The sequence below is a fragment of the Nonomuraea sp. NPDC052634 genome, assembly GCF_040678535.1.
GTDB lineage: Bacteria > Actinomycetota > Actinomycetes > Streptosporangiales > Streptosporangiaceae > Nonomuraea > Nonomuraea fastidiosa.
This window is the reverse complement of sequence record NZ_JBFATY010000009.1, coordinates 210,315-226,557: the sequence shown is the minus strand read 5'-3', so window position 1 is coordinate 226,557 and position 16,243 is coordinate 210,315. Positions and strand designations below refer to the sequence as shown.

Below are 16,243 nucleotides of genomic sequence, written 5' to 3'. Positions count from 1 at the left end.
GTCATGTACAGGAAACCCACCCGAAGGCCACAGAAAATCGGTTGATCCGACGTATTAGATTAGAAGGGATGCCTCCCGACACGCACCAACCTCGCCCTGCCCTGCCGTCCTCCAGATCCTCCCGATCACGCGCCTACTCCCTGTGGCGCATGCGGTCGTATCTACGGCCCTACGTCTTACGTCTGATCACCATCTGGGTGACCGCTCTCGTCGGCATCGCCATGGTGATCATCTTTCCGCTCATCATCGAGAAGGTCATCGACGGGCCCATCGCCCACCGCGACCCCGACGGGCTGCTCCCGCTGGGCCTGCTCGCGGTCGGCGTCGGCGCACTCGAAGCGCTGCTGATCTTCTTCCGGCGCTACATCCAGGTGAAACCGGTGCTCGGCCTGGAGACCGCCATCCGCAACGACCTGTACGCACACCTGCAGCGGCTGCCCATGGCCTTCCACGGCGACTGGCAGTCGGGCCAGCTGTTGTCACGTGCCACAACCGACCTGTCGACCATGCGCCGCTTCCTCGGATTCGGCGCGTTGTTCCTGGTCATGAACGTGCTGCAGGTCGTCACCGTCACGATCCTGCTGCTCAACAAGTACTGGCCGCTCGGCCTGCTGGTGCTGGCCTCGGTCGTGCCGATCGTGTGGACCTCGCAGCGCTTCGAGAAGCGCTACATCAAGATCTCCCGGCAGGTCCAGGACGAACAGGGCGACCTCGCCACGTTCGTCGAGGAGTCGGCGATCGGCATCCGCACGATCAAGGCCTTCGGCCGCCGGCACCACGTCTACGACCGCTACGACGACGCCGCGCTCAAGGTCTACAACTCCTCGATGGACAAGGTGCGCCTGTCGTCGAAGTTCTTCTCCTTCCTGGAGATCGTCCCGAACATCACGCTGGCGCTGGTGCTGCTGCTGGGCGCGCTGGCGGTCGGCTCCGGGGCGCTGACGCTGGGCGCGCTGGTCGCGTTCACGACGCTGATGCTGCAGCTGGTCTGGCCGGTGGCGAGCCTCGGCTACCTCCTGGTCATGGCGCAGGAGGCGATGACCTCCGCCGACCGCGTGATGGAGGTCATGGACACCGTCCCGGCCATCGAGAGCGGCACGAAGAAGCTGGAGAACCCCCGCGGCCACCTGCGCTTCGAGGGCGTGGGCTTCCGTTTCTCCGACTCCGAGCAGCCGGTGCTGCACGACGTCTGGCTGGAGGTGAAGCCCGGTGAGACGGTCGCCATCGTCGGCGCGACGGGCTCGGGCAAGACCACGCTGACCGCGCTGGTCCCCCGCCTGCTCGACCCCACCTCCGGCCGGGTCACGATCGACGGCCAGGACATCCGCGACCTCGACCTGAAGCAGCTCCGCCAGGTGGTGGCCACCGCGTTCGAAGAGCCCACGTTGTTCTCGATGAGCGTGCGCGAGAACCTCATGCTGGGCCGGTCCGACGCCACCGAGGAGGAGCTGGAGCAGGCCATCCGGACCGCGCAGGCGATGTTCGTCTACGACCTGCCGTGGGGCCTCGACACCCGCATCGGCGAGCAGGGCCTGTCGCTGTCCGGCGGTCAGCGACAGCGGCTCGCGCTGGCCAGGGCGGTGCTCAGCAAGCCCCGCATCCTCGTCCTCGACGACACGCTGTCCGCGCTCGACGCCGAGACCGAGGCCCTGGTCGAGGAGGCGCTGCGCCATGTGCTGCGCGACGCCACCGGCATCGTGGTGGCGCACCGCGCCTCGACGGTGCTGCTCGCCGACAAGGTCGCGCTGCTGCGCGACGGCACGATCACCCACGTCGGCCAGCACCGCGAGCTGCTGGCGGAGGTGCCCGAATACCGCGAGCTGCTGGCGCAGGACGCCGACTTCGACGACGCGTCGGAAGGAGCGCTGCGATGACCACGACGGCTCCCGAAAAGAACGCCTCCAGCGCCTCCTGGCGCGGCGTCGCCTCCGAGGACCAGGACGAGCTGCCGGAGAAGGTGTCGGTGCTGCTGCGGGCCCGCTCGCGGCGGCTGCTCGGCGACCTGCTCAGGCCGTACCGCAAGAAGATCGCGCTGCTCGTCCTGATCATCGTGGTCTCGAACGCGGCCGGGCTGTCGATCCCGTTCCTGGTCTCGGTCGGCATCGACCGGGGCATCCCGCCGATCACCGGCGGCGAGGCCCCGACAGTGCTACTGACGGTGGTCGCGGTGATCCTGGCCGCCGCGGTCACCCAGGCGCTGACCCGCCGGGCTTTCCTGCGCCTGATGGGCTCGATCGGCCAGAACATCCTGCTGACGCTGCGCAGGAGGGTGTTCGACCACTTCCAGCGGCTGTCGCTGAGCTTCCACGAGCAGTACACCTCGGGCCGGGTGATCTCCCGGCTGACCTCGGACGTCGAGGCCATCGCCGAGCTGGTGCAGTCGGGCTTCGACGCGCTGGTCAAGGCGGTGCTGACGCTGGTCGGCACGGCGGTACTGCTGCTGGTGCTGGACGTGCACCTGGGTCTGGTGGCGCTGATCCCGCTGCCGCTGCTGCTGTTGTTCACCAAGTGGTTCCAGCGGCAGTCGGCCGTGGTCTACCGGCGCACCCGCGAGACGGTCGCCCTGGTGATCGTGCACTTCGTGGAGTCGATGATCGGCATCCGCGCGGTGCAGGCGTTCCGCAGGGAGCCGCGTAACCAGGACATCTTCGAGCAGCTCAACGAGGACTATCGCGAGGCGAACGCGCGCAGCATGATCCTCGGCGCGACGTTCATGACCGGCATCAAGCTGATCGGCAACATGACGATCGGCGCGGTGCTGCTCTACGGCGGCTACCTCGCCCTGCACGGCGAGGTGGAGGTCGGCGTGCTCGCCGGTTTCATGCTCTATCTGCGGCAGTTCTACGAGCCGATGCAAGAGATCAGCCAGTTCTACAACACGCTGCAGTCGGCCGGCGCGGCGCTGGAGAAGCTGTCCGGCGTGCTGGAGGAGGAGCCCTCCGTGCCCGAGCCGCGCGAGCCCGTCGCGCTGCCGGGCGGCCGGGCCAAGGGCAACGTCCGCTTCGACGGCGTCGAGTTCGCCTACGTCAAGGAGATGCCGATCCTGCCGCGCCTCGACCTGACCATCCCGGCCGGGCAGAGCGTGGCGCTGGTCGGCGCGACCGGCGCGGGCAAGACCACGCTGGCCAAGCTGATCTCCCGCTTCTACGACCCGACCGAGGGCCGCGTGCTGCTCGACGGCGTGGATCTGCGCTCGCTCGACGAGGCCACGCTGCGCCAGGCCGTGGTCATGGTGACACAGGAGAACTTCCTGTTCGAGGGCACGGTCGCCGACAACATCAGGTTCGGCCGCCCCGACGCCACCGACCACCAGGTACGCGAGGCCGCCAGGGCGATCGGCGCCCACGAGTTCATCTCGGCGCTGCCCGACGGCTACGACACCGAGGTGGGCAAGCGCGGCGGCCGCATGTCGGCGGGACAGCGCCAGCTCGTCGCGTTCGCGCGGGCGTTCCTCGCCGACCCCGCCGTGCTCATCCTCGACGAGGCCACCTCCAGCCTCGACGTGCCGAGCGAGCGGCTGGTGCAGCGGGCGCTGCGGACGATCCTGGCCGAGCGCACCGCGCTGATCATCGCGCACCGGCTGTCCACCGTGGAGATCGCGGACCGGGTGCTGGTGATGGATCACGGCCGCATCGTCGAGGACGGGCCGCCGGACCAGCTCATCGCCGCCTCAGGCCGGTTCGCCGGGCTGCACCAGGCGTGGCTGGAGAGCCTCAGCTAGGGGGTTCAATGGGCCGGTTCCGGCGCCGATCGCGGCACCGGAGCCGGCCTTCCTCTCCGGAACCGGTTCCTCCGGAGCCGGCCTCCCTCCGGAGCCGGTTCCTCCGGGGCGGTCTTCCCTCGGGCTGGTCTTTCCTCCGGGCCGGTCTTCCTTCGGGACTGGCCGGGGCGGCGCACGCCGTTCCCCGGCGGGAGTCAGTACAGCGGCCGGCGTACCGGGCTGAGCAGCGGCGTCTCGTCGGGGGCTGCGGGCTCCGCCTGTTTGATCAGCTCCGGATGGCGTGTCAGGTAGCCGTCAGGGAACACCTTGGCCTTCTGGCAGCCGCACTTCGGGCAGACGGCGGCCGCCGAGGGCGGCGGTACGGGCAGCCCGTTCCGCAGCCAGATCTCGGCCGCGTTGCCGTGCTGGTCCTCCTGGTGCCTGACGACGTAGTCCTCCTCCCAGACGTGCCAGCAGCGCTGACACTCGAAAGGCACGATCCTCAGTTCTTCTTCCATGAGGTCACCCCCCTTTCGAGTGTCCGCCTCCCTCCTGACCTGCCGCAACCCGGCCTCACCTGACGGTGAACACGAAGATCACGGAGCCTGCGACGACGCTGAGCGTGCCGAGCCAGGCGAAGAGCGCGTCGAGCCCGGAGTCCAGGGGCCGGCCGTGGTGCAGGGCCGCCTGCACGCGCCGGAAGCGCAGCCTGGTCCTGATCAGCAGTACGCCGCCGCAGAGCGCGGCCAGCGCGAACGCGGCGATCGCCGGCACCGGCAGGCCGCTGCGAACGGCGAGGCCGGCCGCGCCCAGCCCGCCGGTGGACAGCGCCACGGCCGTGCGCACCCAGGCCAGCCGGGTGCGCTCGCTCTGCAGGCCCTGGTCCCAGATCTCCTCTTCCGGGGTCATCCCCACGCCGGGCCTCGCCGGTCAGGCCCGCGCCGACAGGATGATCAGGACGAGGGCGACCACGGCCACGGCGGCGACGCCGTAACCGAAGACGGCCGCCAGCGCGGGCGGCGGGAGCGGCGCCTGGTCGCGCAGCGCGCGCTGGATGTTGCGCCAGCGCGGGTAGGCCATGCCGGCCGCCAGTGCGGAGAGGGTGACGAGGACGATGGCCAGCGTCGTACGGATCCACGGCACGAACACGTCGGACGGCACCGCCGCCATGGCCACCCCACCCGCGCTGAGTGCCAGCGCCGTGCTCAGCCAGGTGAGGAATGTGCGTTCATTGGCCAAGGTGAAACGCGGGTCGGGTTCCATGGAAAAAAGGGTATTTCGTCCCCATTTCCCCTAGAGAAGCCGGGATTGTCGGCGTCTCAGCTGCAGGCCTGGGCCACCCGTTTCACGTATTCGGCGCTTTCCGTGGCGACCTTCTGCGCCGCGTCGACCGCGTCGTTGACGTCGTCGATCGTGATGCCGGTCAGCGTCGCGGCGAGGCTGTCGCTCGCCTCCTTGAGCGTCGTGTTGGCCGCGGTGTCGGCCACGTCGCTCAGCTTGGCCGCGGCGTCGTCGATCGCCTTGTCCATGGCCTCGGGGTCGTCGGTCAGCTTGGTGAGCTCGGCGGCCAGCTCAGAGACGATCTTCGGCGCCTCGATGCACGCCTGGGCCTTGTCGATGGTCTCGTTGACGTCGCTACAACCGGCCGCGAACACGCACGAGGCGAAAAGGGCCAGGGGCACGTACCGGCTCTTGAGTGGACGCATACCTTGACCCTACCCAAGCGCTCGGCCACGTGACGTGACCGAGCGCACACCTTGTGGAGACCGTGCATGGGGGACCGGCGACGATCACGACCATCCGGTACACCTCCACCACCCGACCCCTGACCGTCCACCACCCGGCCCCTGACCGTCCACCACCCGGCCCCTGACCGTCCACCACCCGACCCCTGACCGTCCACCACCCGGCCCCCGACTCTCCACCGTCGGACATCTGACCCTCCACCGCCGTACCTCTGACCGTCCACCGTCGGGCCCCGTCCCTCCCACCAGGGCTCTGACCTGCAAGGATATGGAAAGCGATATGAATACTTTCGCGATATCGCTATTAGACATCGTGCTTTCGCGTCTGCTTTGCTCCTGCCCTCTGATCTGATCGAACGACGGCAAGGACATGGCATGCGACAGCTTCGTGCCCGGCGGCTTGCGGCCGCGCTGCAGGCGACTGCTCTGACGATCTCTCTGCTGGCGGGCGGGGCCGCGACCGCGAGCCCGGCCACCGCGGCAGCCGCGGCGGTCACCGCGGAGCCTGCCGGGCAGGCATGGGTCAGCAAGGAGCTGCGGGCGCTGGAGGCGTCCTTCAAGGGGCGCATCGGGGCGTACGCGATCGACACGGCGACGGGGAGGACGGTGGGTTACCGATCGGGTGAGCGGTTCCCGCTGCTGTCGACGTTCAAGGCGTTGGCGTGCGGGGCCACGCTGCACAAGGCGCGCACCTCCGAGCCCGGCCTGATGAACAAGCGGGTGAAGTGGACGGCGGCCGACCTCAAGCCGCACTCGCCGACTACCGAGAAGCATGTCAAGGACGGGCTGACGGTCGCGCAGCTCTGCAAGGCCGCCATCACGCTGAGCGACAACACCGCGGGCAACATGGTGCTCAAGCAGATCGGCGGTCCTGCCGGGCTGACCAAGTACCTGCGTACGCTCAAGGACCCGGTCTCGCGGCTCGACCGCTGGGAGGTCGAGCTGAACGTCTGGACGCCGAAGGAGAAGCGCGACACCACCACCCCCGCGGCCGCCGCCCGTGACCTGCGCAGGCTCGCCGCCGGGAACGCGCTGCACCCGAAGGACCGCGCGCGGCTGAACGGCTGGCTCATCGCGAACGAGACCGGTGACGCGCGCATCCGCGCCGGCCTGCCGAAGAAGTGGACGATCGGCGACAAGACCGGCAGCAATGACGAGATCGGCGCGGGCAACGACATCGCGATCGCCTGGCCGTCCGGCCGGTCCGGCGCGCCGATCATCCTTGCCATCTACACCAACCGCAAGGAGGCCGGGCAGCCGATCGACAACAAGGTGATCGCGCGGACCGCGACGATTCTGGCCCGCGGGCTCGGCAGGCTCTGATGCGCGGACGGGGGACCAAGCTGCTGCGGCTCGCCGCCGCCGCCACGGGGGCGGGCGTGCTGGTGGCCGGGATCGCGATCCCGGCCATCGGGGGCATGGGGGCCGGGTTCGTGGCGGCGGCCGACGAGGTGAACCTCAGGCCGGTCGACCTCGCCGAGCCGCCGCCCGCCGAGGTCACGATCGTGCAGGACGCCAAGGGCAACGAGATCGCCCGCTTCTACGAGGAGTACCGCGAGATCGTCGGCCTCGACGAGATCGCCGAGGTGATGCGGACCGCGATCGTGGCCATCGAGGACTACCGCTTCTACGAGCACGGGGCGATCGACATCGAGGGCACGCTGCGCGCCCTCGCCACCAACCTGCAGACGGGCCGCACCAGCCAGGGCGGGTCGAGCATCACCCAGCAGTACGTCAAGCAGGTGCTGCTCAATTCGGCCGACACCGAGGAGGAGCGGAACGCGGCCGTCGAGGCCAGCTACACGCGCAAGCTCAACGAGCTGCGCTATGCGATGGGGATCGAGCAGAAGTACACCAAGGACCAGATCCTCGAGAAGTATCTGAACATCGCGTACTTCGGCGCGAGCGCGTACGGTGTCGAGGCCGCCGCCAAGCGGTTCTTCGGCGTGCGCGCGGCCGACCTGACGCTGCCGCAGGCCGCCACGCTGGCCGGCGCGGTGCAGGACCCGAACGCCACCGACCCCAACCTCGGCCCGGAGCACCGGAAACGGCTGCTGAACCGCAGGAACGTGGTGCTGAACCGGATGGCGGAGCTGGGGAAGATCACGCCGGAGGAGGCGGCCGAAGCCAAGGCGACCAAGCTCGGGTACAAGGGGACGCGGCTTCCCGGAGGCTGCGAAGGCAGCAAATATCCGTACTTCTGCCTTTATGTACGGCACGAGATTCTCAGCAATCCGGACTTCGGCCGTACCGCGAAGGCCCGGCTGGCCATGCTCAACCGGGGCGGGCTGACCATCAGGACCACGCTCGACCCGAAGATGCAGGCCGCCGCCGAGCGCGCCATCAAGCGCTACGTCCACGCCTCCGACCGGCCCGTCGCCGCCGAGGCCCTGGTCGAGCCGGGCAGCGGTGCGATCAGGGCGATGGCCGCCAGCCGCCGCTACGGCACGGACGCCGCCAAGAACGAGATCTCCTACAACGTGGTCGCCGACGCCGCGCACGGGGGCGGGGTCGGATTCCAGCCCGGCTCGACGATGAAGACGTTCACGCTGATCACCGCCCTGAAGAAGGGCATGAAGCTGGACGACGGGCTCGCCGCGGGCGCCGGTTACCGGGCGCCGGCGTACTCGACGTTCAAGAACTGCGCGGGCCAGAACATCGGCGACCCTTCGCACACCGTCACCAACGACGAAGGCTCGCCCGGCTGGAAGACGCTGCGCACCGGCACCTGGAACTCCGTGAACACCTTCTTCATGGAGCTGGAGCAGCGGGTCGGCCTCTGCGACACCGTCAAGACCGCCAAGTCGCTCGGCATCCGGCGCGCGGACGGCAAGAAGCTGCAGGAGTACGAGACGTTCACGCTCGGCATCAACGAGACCGACCCGGTGACGGTGGCCTCCGCCTACGCGGCGATCGGTGCGCGCGGCACGTACTGCGCGCCGATGGCCATCACCCACATCACCGACAGGGACGGCAAGACCACCCGCTACCGCCCCAAGTGCCGCCAGGCGCTGGAGCCCGCCATCGCCGACGCCACCGCCGAGGTGCTGTCCGGCGTGTTCACCGACGGGACGATGCGGGGCGTCGGCGGCATCGGGCGGCCCGCCGCCGGCAAGACCGGCACCACCGACGGGTACGCCTCGGCCTGGTTCGCCGGCTTCACCCCCGACCTGGCGGGCGCCGTCAGCCTCGGCGACCCGCGCGGCTCGCAGCAGTACAAGCTGACGGGGGTGACGATCGGCGGCCGCTACTACGGGTCGGTGCAGGGGGCCAGCGTCCCCGGGCCGATCTGGCGCGACACCATGATCCAGGCGTTGCGCAAGGTCCCGCCCACCCCGTTCACCCCGATCATCACCAGCCGCTTCGAGGGCTGCACGACCGGCTGCCGCCCGGAACCGGACCCGAAGGAGAAGAAGGACAAGAAAGGCGAGGGCGAGGAAGGCACCACGCCCGGCCCCTCCCCCACCGCCACCACGTCGGCCGGCCCGGCTCCGAGCTCGGACCCTCAGCGGTGAGCACGCGAATCGCCCGCCGCTGATGCGGGCCCGGCGCAGGCATCCGGCCACAGCCTCGCCGGGCCCCGCGCATGCCCCGCCCTTCGCGTCCGCAGCGCGCGACCGGGCGACCCCGGCGACGACCGAGGCAGGGGCGGCTCGGTCGGCCTCTCGACGGCGATGTGCCGAGCCATGCCCCCGCCCGGCCACCGCGCACCTGCCTCCAGCGCGCGACCGGGCACCCTGGCAACCGTCGCAGGGGCGATGTGGTCAGTCTCGGGCCGGCCGGGTGCTGAGCAGGTGCGGGAGGGTGAAGCCGGGGGAGGCGTAGACGCCGCCCTGGAGCGCTCCGCCCGGATAGGAGGCCGCCTCTGCGGGGAGGCGGTCGAGGTACGTCTCCGCGTCGTCAAGCGGCTGATAGCCCAGACGCTCGTCCAGCTCCCAGAAGCGGCGGGTGTTGGCCGACACCGCGTACGCGGCGAGGAACGACACCTCGGGGCAGGTCACGGCGGCCCAGACGAACCCGGCGCAGTCGCGCGGGCTGAGCCAGGTGGCCAGGTGGCGGGGGTCGGTGGGCTCGGGCTCCAGGCTGCCGATGCGCAGGCACACCACTTCCAGCCCGAACTTGTCGGCGTAGAGCCGCCCCAGGGCCTCGACGGCGACCTTGCTGACGCCGTAGAGCCCGTCGGGCCTGGGCGGCATCGCGGGCGAGACGGTCTGCGCGGCCGGGTAGCAGCCCGTGAGGCGGTTGCTGCTCGCCAGCACGACGCGCCGCACGCCGGTGCGCCGGGCCGCCTCCAGCACGTGGTGGGTGCCCAGCACGTTGCCCTCGAGGAGGTCGGGCAGCGGCGCCTCGTCCGGCACGCCCGCGAGGTGCACCACCGCGTCGGCGCCCTCGACCAGCGGCATCACGTCGTCGGCGCCGCCCAGCTCGGCGCGTACGACCTCTTCGTGCGCCGCCAGCGCGGTCAGCGGCACCCGATCGACCGAGACCAACCGGCGCACCCGGCGCAGCAAGGGCTCGCGCAGCACCGACCCGACCCGCCCGGCAGCGCCGGTGAGCATGACTTTCCCCAGGATCATGCCCGGCATCCTGCCACCGCCCACCGACATTCTCGATCCGCCGGGAACGGCCGAGGAAAGGTCAGAACTCGTCGTGCCCCGTCACCTGGGTGACGGTGAAGATGTGGCGGGTGGCGGCGCAGATCGTCTCCAGGGCGTGGATCGGGACGTCCTCGGTCGAGTAGCTCGTCCGCAGCACCTGGACGACCCACTCCCCCGCCGCCAGCTCCAGCGTCTCCCGCTCGAAGTCCGTCGGCGGCCGGGCGATCAGCGTCTCCTCGGCGTGCCCGAACGCGTGGCCCAGCGACTCCAGCGCCGACTGCAGCGACGGCCGCACGAAACCGGGCTCGGCGATGCGCGTGCCGGCGAAGAGGTCGGCGCGGAAGTAGCTGGTGGCGATGCGTACGGGGACGTCGGAGGCGGTCAGCAGCTTGCGCCGCGCGATGACGCCGGTGCCCGCCGCCACGCGCAGGCCTTCGGCGATGTGCTCGGGGGCGGGCTCCTGGCCCACGTACAGCATGCGGCGGCCGGCCTTGAGCCCCTGCCGCTCGGCCTCGGCCAGGAACAGGGACTTCGACGCGCGTACGGCGGGCTCGGTCGGCAGCGCCCGGCGCACCACGACCGGCGGGATCCCGGTCATCGTCCCCTCTGTGACTCCCATGTCAGCCTCCTCGACGTGCGCAGGCATCCTACGCGTCCCCATGCCCCTGCCCCGCCCCATGGGTGATCGTTTCGCCGGGCATAGGATTTCCCCATGGCGACGTGCGAGCATCTGGCACAGGCGGGCGACCCGCCCGCGAAGACGCCGGACGGGTGCGAGGAGTGCCTGTCCCTCGGCTGGCCGTGGGTGCATCTGCGGCGCTGCCTGGAGTGCGGCCACATCGGCTGCTGCGACTCCTCCCCCGGCAAGCACGCCACCGCGCACTTCCACGAGACCGAACATCCGGTCATCCAGTCGTTCCAGCCGGGTGAGACCTGGCGCTGGTGCTTCGTGGACAACGAGCTGGGCTGACCCCACCGGGGCTCCCGCTCGCGGCTTCCCGAAGCATCCGGGGCGTCAGCGGTCGAGCATGGCCTCTTCGAAGTCGAGCTGGGTCATCACCTGGCGCAGCACCTCGTCGTCCAGGCGCCGCTCGTCGCGCAGGCGGACGAAGACCTTGCGCTCGGCCTTCAGCATCTCGCGCCGCATCCGGCGATAGAGCGTGCTCGGCGTCTCGGCGCCGTCTGGCCCGGTGCCGCCGCCGAGGCGTTCCCAGGCGGCCAGCGACCGCCACCAGGCGTTCTCCCTGAGCTGGTCGATGACCTGTTTCTGGATTTTGTCGGGCTCGTGGCCCAGCTCGGCGACGAGCCGGTCGAGCTCCGCCTGCCCCGCCTCCAGCGCCGCCTGCTGGGCGGCCGCCTCGGCGAGCAGGTCCTCATAGCGCTCCTTCCTGGTCGACACGTGCAGCTTCCTGATCAGCGTGGGGAACGTGGTGCCCTGGATGAGCAGCGTGCCGATCACGGTGGTGAACGTCAGGAACAGCAGCAGCGCCCGGTCGCGCGCGGGCACGCTCTCGGGGATGGCGAACGCGGCCGCCAGCGAGACCACGCCGCGCATGCCCGCCCAGCTGAGCACCACGGCCTGCCGGACATCGGTCCTGGGTGCCGCCCTGATGAGCGGCGCCAGCGCGAACACCCAGGCGAACCTGGCGGCGATCACCGCGGCCAGCACCACCGCCGCGTAGAGCGCCACCTCCCAGGGCCGGTAGCCCGTGATGCCGCGCACGACGGGCACGAGCTGCAGCCCGATCAGCGCGAACACGATCGCTTCGAGGAAGAAGGCGACGACCTTCCAGACGGCGCCGGCCACCAGCCGGGTGCTGAAGCCGCGCAGGTGCATGCGATGGCCGAGGTAGAGGCCGACGACCACGACGGCGATCACGCCGGAGGCGTGCAGCGACTCGCCGGCGAGGTACGCGCCGAACGGGATGAGCAGCATCACCGTGGTCTCGACCATCGAGTCGCTGAGGCGTTCGAGCACCCAGGCGCACGCCAGCGCCAGCGCCAGGCCGATAGCCACCCCGCCGAGCGCGGCCAGCAGGAACTCGCCGAGGCCCGCCCAGAGGCTGATCGCGCCGCCGGTGGCCGCCCCGATGGCGACCCTGTAGAGGGTGAGCGCGGTGGCGTCGTTGAACAGGCTCTCGCCGACGAGGATGGTCAGCGTCCTGCGCGGCAGCCCGAGCCTGCGGCCGACCGCGACGGCCGCCACCGCGTCGGGCGGCGCGATGATCGCGCCGAGCGCGAACGCCAGCGCGAGCGGCAGGCTCGGCAGCAGCAGGTGGACGAGCAGCCCGGCCACGACGGCGGTGAACAGCACCAGCCCCACCGACAGCAGCGCGACGGGACGCCTGACGTCGCGCAGCCGCTGATAGGAGCTGTTGAGCGCGGCGGAGTAGAGCAGCGGCGGCAGGAAGACGTAGAGCACCAGCTCGGGGTCGAGCGGCACCTCGGGCAGCAGCGGCGAGACCACCAGCCCGGCCGCCACCAGCAGCAGCGGAGCCGGCCAGTTGTGCCGCCGTGCGAGCGCCGCGACCGCGACCGCGCCGCCGGCCAGCAACAGCAGTTGCAGGCCACCGCTCGAACCCACGAGTGCCCCCCGCGTCTGGATGTGATCGCCTCAGCAGGTCGTTCCGCGCTGAAGCGTACCTGGCGGCGGCAGGCCGGGTTTCACCACTCCCTGCGGTCGCTTCTCTCGTGGTAGTCCGGCTGCTGCTCGGGGCGCAGGCGCTCGCCCGTGGAGAACATGGGGTCCACGTACGGGCGGGTCATCTCGGCCTCGGACTGCGGGTACTGCTGCTCCTGCCGGCCGAGCGACAGCAGCGGGTCGACCAGGTTGGCCGCCGGGTTCTGGTAGGAGCCGTAGTCGTCGGCGGCGGGCTGAGGCGCCGGGCGGCGGCGGCCCGCGCCGGGGATGCCGTGCATGGGCGTGCCGAGGCCCGCCACGGTCGGCTGCGGCTGGGCCTGCTGCTGGGGCTGGGCGTAGCCGTCGGAACGCCGGCCACCGTACGGGTCGGACGGGTACGGGTCGGACGGGTACGGGTCAGAAGGGTAGGGGTCGGCGGAGTACTGGTCGCGGCGCGGCTGCGACTGCTGGTACGGGTCGGCGGCCTGCGAGGGGAAGCCGAGCGGGTCGGTGTTCACCGGCGACGGTCGGCGCTGCTCGGCGGGCATCTGGTAGCCGCGGTCCTGATCCACGTACTGCGGGCCGGTGAACGGCTCGGCCTGGCGGCCCTGCGGCTGGGCGTAGCGGGGATCGCTGAGCGGGTCGCCGGTGTACTGCGGGCCGCTGAAGGGGTCGCCGGTGTACTTCGGCTGCGGGGCGGTCGAGTCGACGTACTGCGGGCCCGTGAAGGGGGCGCGCTGGTCTTTGAAGGACTCGCGGGGCGCGGTGGTCTCGCCGTAGGCGTCGCGCGCGCCCGAGTCGCCGTACGAGGCGACGAGCTTGTCCTGCGGCGGGTTGCCCCTGGCCACCAGCACGTCGTTCGGCGAGAGCGCCGCCGTCGGGCGGTCGTCGAGCGGCGAGGCCTGCGCGTGCTGCGGCTGCTGCCGCTCCTGCTGTCCGCGTTGCTGGGCGGGCTGCTGCGCGTGCTGCCGGTCCTGCTGGGCCTGCTGGGGCGGGGCCTGCCCGGGCTGGGGCGGCCGGTGGTACTGGCCGGTGCCGGGGATGACCTCGGTGCCCGGGTCGTGCGCGGGCACGGCGGCCTGCTCGCCGGTCGCCTCGGCGTACCCCTCGTCGAGGGTGTCGAGCAGCCGGCCGACATCCTCCATCGGCATGCGGAAGCTCGCAGTGCACATCTCCCCGCGCCACAGGCTGAGGACGAGGGTGCCCTCATGCCACGTGACACGCAGACACCGCTCCTGACCTCGCGCATCGAAGAAGACTTCGCCGAACGACGGCAACGGGACAACTTCCGACATGGCAGACATACTGCTTTAACCAGCCTTTATTCGTCCACTCAACCCCGGAAAACCCTACTTAACCGGCCTTCCCATCTACTCCCAGAACCCCCCTGGTCACGTCCGGTGAAATCCCCCACCTACCAGTTGGCGTTCCGATCGCCCAGTGTGCCACGCAACCCGCCGGGAGTTTTCCGGAACGCCGGGATGCGTCTGGCCGATCACACCGCGTTCGGCGCGGCGGCCCCGGAATGCGGGTAGCGTTTACTGCCGTGCCCGATTCCCATCTCCCGCCAGTGGAAGAACTGCTCAGCATCGCGGTCAGCGCTCTTGGAGGAAGCGAACGCGAAGGCCAGATCACCATGGTGCGGGCCGTGCAACGCGCCATCGACGCCAAGGAGCATCTGGCCGTCCAGGCGGGCACGGGCACGGGAAAGTCGCTGGCCTATCTGGTGCCGTCCATCCGCCACGCGATGGACAGCGACAAACCCGTCGTGGTCTCCACCGCCACCATCGCGCTGCAGCGCCAGCTCGTCGATCGCGACCTGCCCCGCCTGGCTGAGGCGCTCGGCAAGGAGCTGCCGCACGAGCCGACGTACGCGATACTCAAGGGCCGCCGTAACTACCTGTGCCGCTACAAGGCGTCCGCCGGCTGGCCCGAGGAGGACGAGCAGGACCAGCTCTTCGACCCGCGCGAGGTGAGCGCCACCGGGCGCATGGTGCAGCGCATCCAGCAGTGGGCCGAGGAGACCGAGACCGGCGACCGCGACGAGCTGGTGCCGGGCGTGAGCGACCAGGCGTGGCGGCAGTTCTCGGTGAGCGCGCAGGAGTGCCTGGGCGCGAGCCGCTGCCCGAGCGGCGCGGAGTGCTTCGCCGAGCTGGCCAGGGCGCGCGCGGGCGAGGCCGACGTCGTCGTGACCAACCACGCGCTGCTCGCCATCGACGCCATGGGCGAGCTGCCGGTGCTGCCCGAGCACGAGGTCGTGGTGGTCGACGAGGCGCACGAGCTGGTCGACAGGGTGACGTCCGTGGTGACGTCGGAGCTGTCGGAGGCGTCGGTCATGCTCGCCGTACGCCGCGTGGGCCGCCTCATCGACCAGCCCATCGCCGACCAGCTCATGGAGGCGGGCGAAGACCTCAAGGCGCTGCTGGCCGCCGCGCCGCCCGGCCGCATCGACGAGCTGCCGCAGGTGCTGGGGCTGACCCTGCAGGCCATCCGCGACACCGCCTGGCGCTGCATCACCGCCCTGGGGCCGCGCAACGCCGACAAAGACGACCCCGACAAGGCGGGCCAGCGCAAGGCCGCGTTCACCGCGCTCGACGAGGTGCACGACACCGCCGTGCGCATGCTCGACGCCTACGGCCACGCCACCGAGGCCGACCGCGCCGAGGTCGTCTGGCTCGACCCGGGCAGCGACCGCCGCCCGCCCGTGCTGCGGGTGGCGCCGCTCAGCGTCAGCGGCATGCTGCGCGACAAGCTGTTCGGCGAGCGCACGGTCGTGCTCACCTCGGCCACGCTGGCGCTCGGCGGCACGTTCGACGCGCTGGCCGCCCAGTGGGGGCTCGGCGAGGCCGGTAAGGACTGGCAGGGCATCGACGTCGGCTCGCCCTTCGACCATCCGCGCTCGGGCATCCTGTACGTCGCCAAACACCTCCCCCAGCCGGGCCGCGACGGGCTGCCGCAGGCGTACCTCGACGAGATCGCCGAGCTGATCGAGGCGGCCGGCGGGCGCACGCTGGGGCTGTTCTCCTCGATGCGCGCCGCCAAGGCGGCGACCGAGGCGCTGCGCGACCGGCTCGACGTGCCGCTGCTGTGCCAGGGCGACGACTCGACGATGCTGCTGGTCAAGCAGTTCGCGGAGGACGAGCCGACCTGCCTGTTCGGGACGCTGTCGCTGTGGCAGGGCGTCGACGTCCCCGGGCCCTCGCTGCGGCTGGTCATCATCGACCGGGTGCCGTTCCCCCGTCCCGACGACCCGCTGACCTCCGCCAGGCAGCGCCACGTGGCCGCCAAGGGCGGCAACGGGTTCATGGCCGTGGCGGCCAACCACGCCGCGCTGCTGCTGGCGCAGGGCGTCGGGCGGCTGCTGCGGTCGCAGGACGACAAGGGGGTCATCGCGGTGCTCGATCCGCGGCTGGTGACGGCCCGCTACAGCGGGTTCCTGCTGGGCTCGCTGCCGCCGTTCTGGCGCACCACCGACCCGGCCGTTCCGCGCGCCGCGCTCAAGCGCCTCGCCGCCGCCTCCTCCTGACGTCCCCGCCGGCGACGGCGGGGGCGGGCTCCGTCGGTGATGGCATCCACCCCG

Annotated in this window: 14 protein-coding genes; 6 read left to right on the top strand and 8 right to left on the bottom strand. The window is 71.0% G+C overall.

Annotated features, from left to right (window positions below; all coding sequences use genetic code 11):
* Nucleotides 1-149 precede the first annotated feature (149 nt).
* On the top strand, nt 150-1,874 hold the full coding sequence (locus tag AB0K67_RS31505) for an ABC transporter ATP-binding protein (protein WP_364067542.1): 1,725 nt from the start codon (nt 150-152) through the stop codon (nt 1,872-1,874).
* The gene (locus AB0K67_RS31500) at nt 1,871-3,721 is read left to right on the top strand and encodes an ABC transporter ATP-binding protein (RefSeq protein WP_364067541.1); all 1,851 of its coding nucleotides are present in this window, start codon (nt 1,871-1,873) and stop codon (nt 3,719-3,721) included. Before AB0K67_RS31505 ends, AB0K67_RS31500 begins: the two co-directional genes overlap by 4 nt.
* Nucleotides 3,722-3,915: 194 nt before the next feature.
* On the opposite strand, the gene AB0K67_RS31495 is transcribed toward AB0K67_RS31500, so the two are convergent.
* The 4 genes from AB0K67_RS31495 to AB0K67_RS31480 all read right to left on the bottom strand — a co-directional run bounded on the left by AB0K67_RS31495 (nt 3,916) and on the right by AB0K67_RS31480 (nt 5,406).
* The gene (locus tag AB0K67_RS31495; RefSeq protein ID WP_364067539.1) at nt 3,916-4,197 is read right to left on the bottom strand and encodes a hypothetical protein; all 282 of its coding nucleotides are present in this window, start codon (nt 4,195-4,197) and stop codon (nt 3,916-3,918) included.
* Nucleotides 4,198-4,273: 76 nt separating this feature from the next.
* Nucleotides 4,274-4,609 carry a DUF202 domain-containing protein gene (locus tag AB0K67_RS31490; RefSeq protein WP_364067706.1) on the bottom strand — a complete coding sequence of 112 codons (336 nt, stop codon included), beginning with the start codon at nt 4,607-4,609 and terminating at the stop codon, nt 4,274-4,276.
* A 21-nt stretch (nt 4,610-4,630) separates the two neighbouring features.
* The gene (locus AB0K67_RS31485; protein WP_364067537.1) at nt 4,631-4,963 is read right to left on the bottom strand and encodes a DUF202 domain-containing protein; all 333 of its coding nucleotides are present in this window, start codon (nt 4,961-4,963) and stop codon (nt 4,631-4,633) included.
* Nucleotides 4,964-5,019: 56 nt separating this feature from the next.
* Entirely contained in the window at nt 5,020-5,406 is a 387-nt protein-coding gene (locus AB0K67_RS31480; protein ID WP_364067536.1) for a hypothetical protein, read from the bottom strand.
* A gap of 414 nt (nt 5,407-5,820) precedes the next feature.
* Between AB0K67_RS31480 and bla the strand changes: the two genes are divergently transcribed.
* Nucleotides 5,821-6,768 (top strand): class A beta-lactamase, encoded by a 948-nt coding sequence (bla, locus tag AB0K67_RS31475; protein ID WP_364067534.1) that lies wholly within the window; start codon nt 5,821-5,823, stop codon nt 6,766-6,768.
* Nucleotides 6,768-8,960 (top strand): transglycosylase domain-containing protein, encoded by a 2,193-nt coding sequence (locus tag AB0K67_RS31470; protein WP_364067532.1) that lies wholly within the window; start codon nt 6,768-6,770, stop codon nt 8,958-8,960. Before bla ends, AB0K67_RS31470 begins: the two co-directional genes overlap by 1 nt.
* A gap of 249 nt (nt 8,961-9,209) precedes the next feature.
* On the opposite strand, the gene AB0K67_RS31465 is transcribed toward AB0K67_RS31470, so the two are convergent.
* Together AB0K67_RS31465 and AB0K67_RS31460 are read right to left on the bottom strand one after the other, a co-directional pair.
* Nucleotides 9,210-10,022 carry an NAD(P)-dependent oxidoreductase gene (locus tag AB0K67_RS31465; protein ID WP_364067530.1) on the bottom strand — a complete coding sequence of 271 codons (813 nt, stop codon included), beginning with the start codon at nt 10,020-10,022 and terminating at the stop codon, nt 9,210-9,212.
* Between the two features lie 61 nt (nt 10,023-10,083).
* Nucleotides 10,084-10,662 carry a UTRA domain-containing protein gene (locus AB0K67_RS31460; protein ID WP_364067528.1) on the bottom strand — a complete coding sequence of 193 codons (579 nt, stop codon included), beginning with the start codon at nt 10,660-10,662 and terminating at the stop codon, nt 10,084-10,086.
* A 93-nt stretch (nt 10,663-10,755) separates the two neighbouring features.
* Here AB0K67_RS31460 and AB0K67_RS31455 point away from each other — a divergent pair, with 93 nt between their 5' ends.
* Entirely contained in the window at nt 10,756-11,013 is a 258-nt protein-coding gene (locus AB0K67_RS31455; protein WP_364067526.1) for a UBP-type zinc finger domain-containing protein, read from the top strand.
* Between the two features lie 45 nt (nt 11,014-11,058).
* Here AB0K67_RS31455 and AB0K67_RS31450 read toward each other — a convergent pair whose 3' ends face one another.
* A complete protein-coding gene (locus AB0K67_RS31450) occupies nt 11,059-12,627 on the bottom strand; it encodes a Na+/H+ antiporter (RefSeq protein ID WP_364067524.1) in 1,569 nt (522 codons plus the stop codon).
* Between the two features lie 80 nt (nt 12,628-12,707).
* Nucleotides 12,708-13,814: a hypothetical protein gene (locus AB0K67_RS31445; protein WP_364067522.1), complete on the bottom strand. Its 1,107-nt coding sequence runs from the start codon at nt 13,812-13,814 to the stop codon at nt 12,708-12,710.
* Between the two features lie 374 nt (nt 13,815-14,188).
* Between AB0K67_RS31445 and AB0K67_RS31440 the strand changes: the two genes are divergently transcribed.
* A complete protein-coding gene (locus tag AB0K67_RS31440) occupies nt 14,189-16,189 on the top strand; it encodes an ATP-dependent DNA helicase (RefSeq protein ID WP_364067520.1) in 2,001 nt (666 codons plus the stop codon).
* Nucleotides 16,190-16,243: the final 54 nt, after the last annotated feature.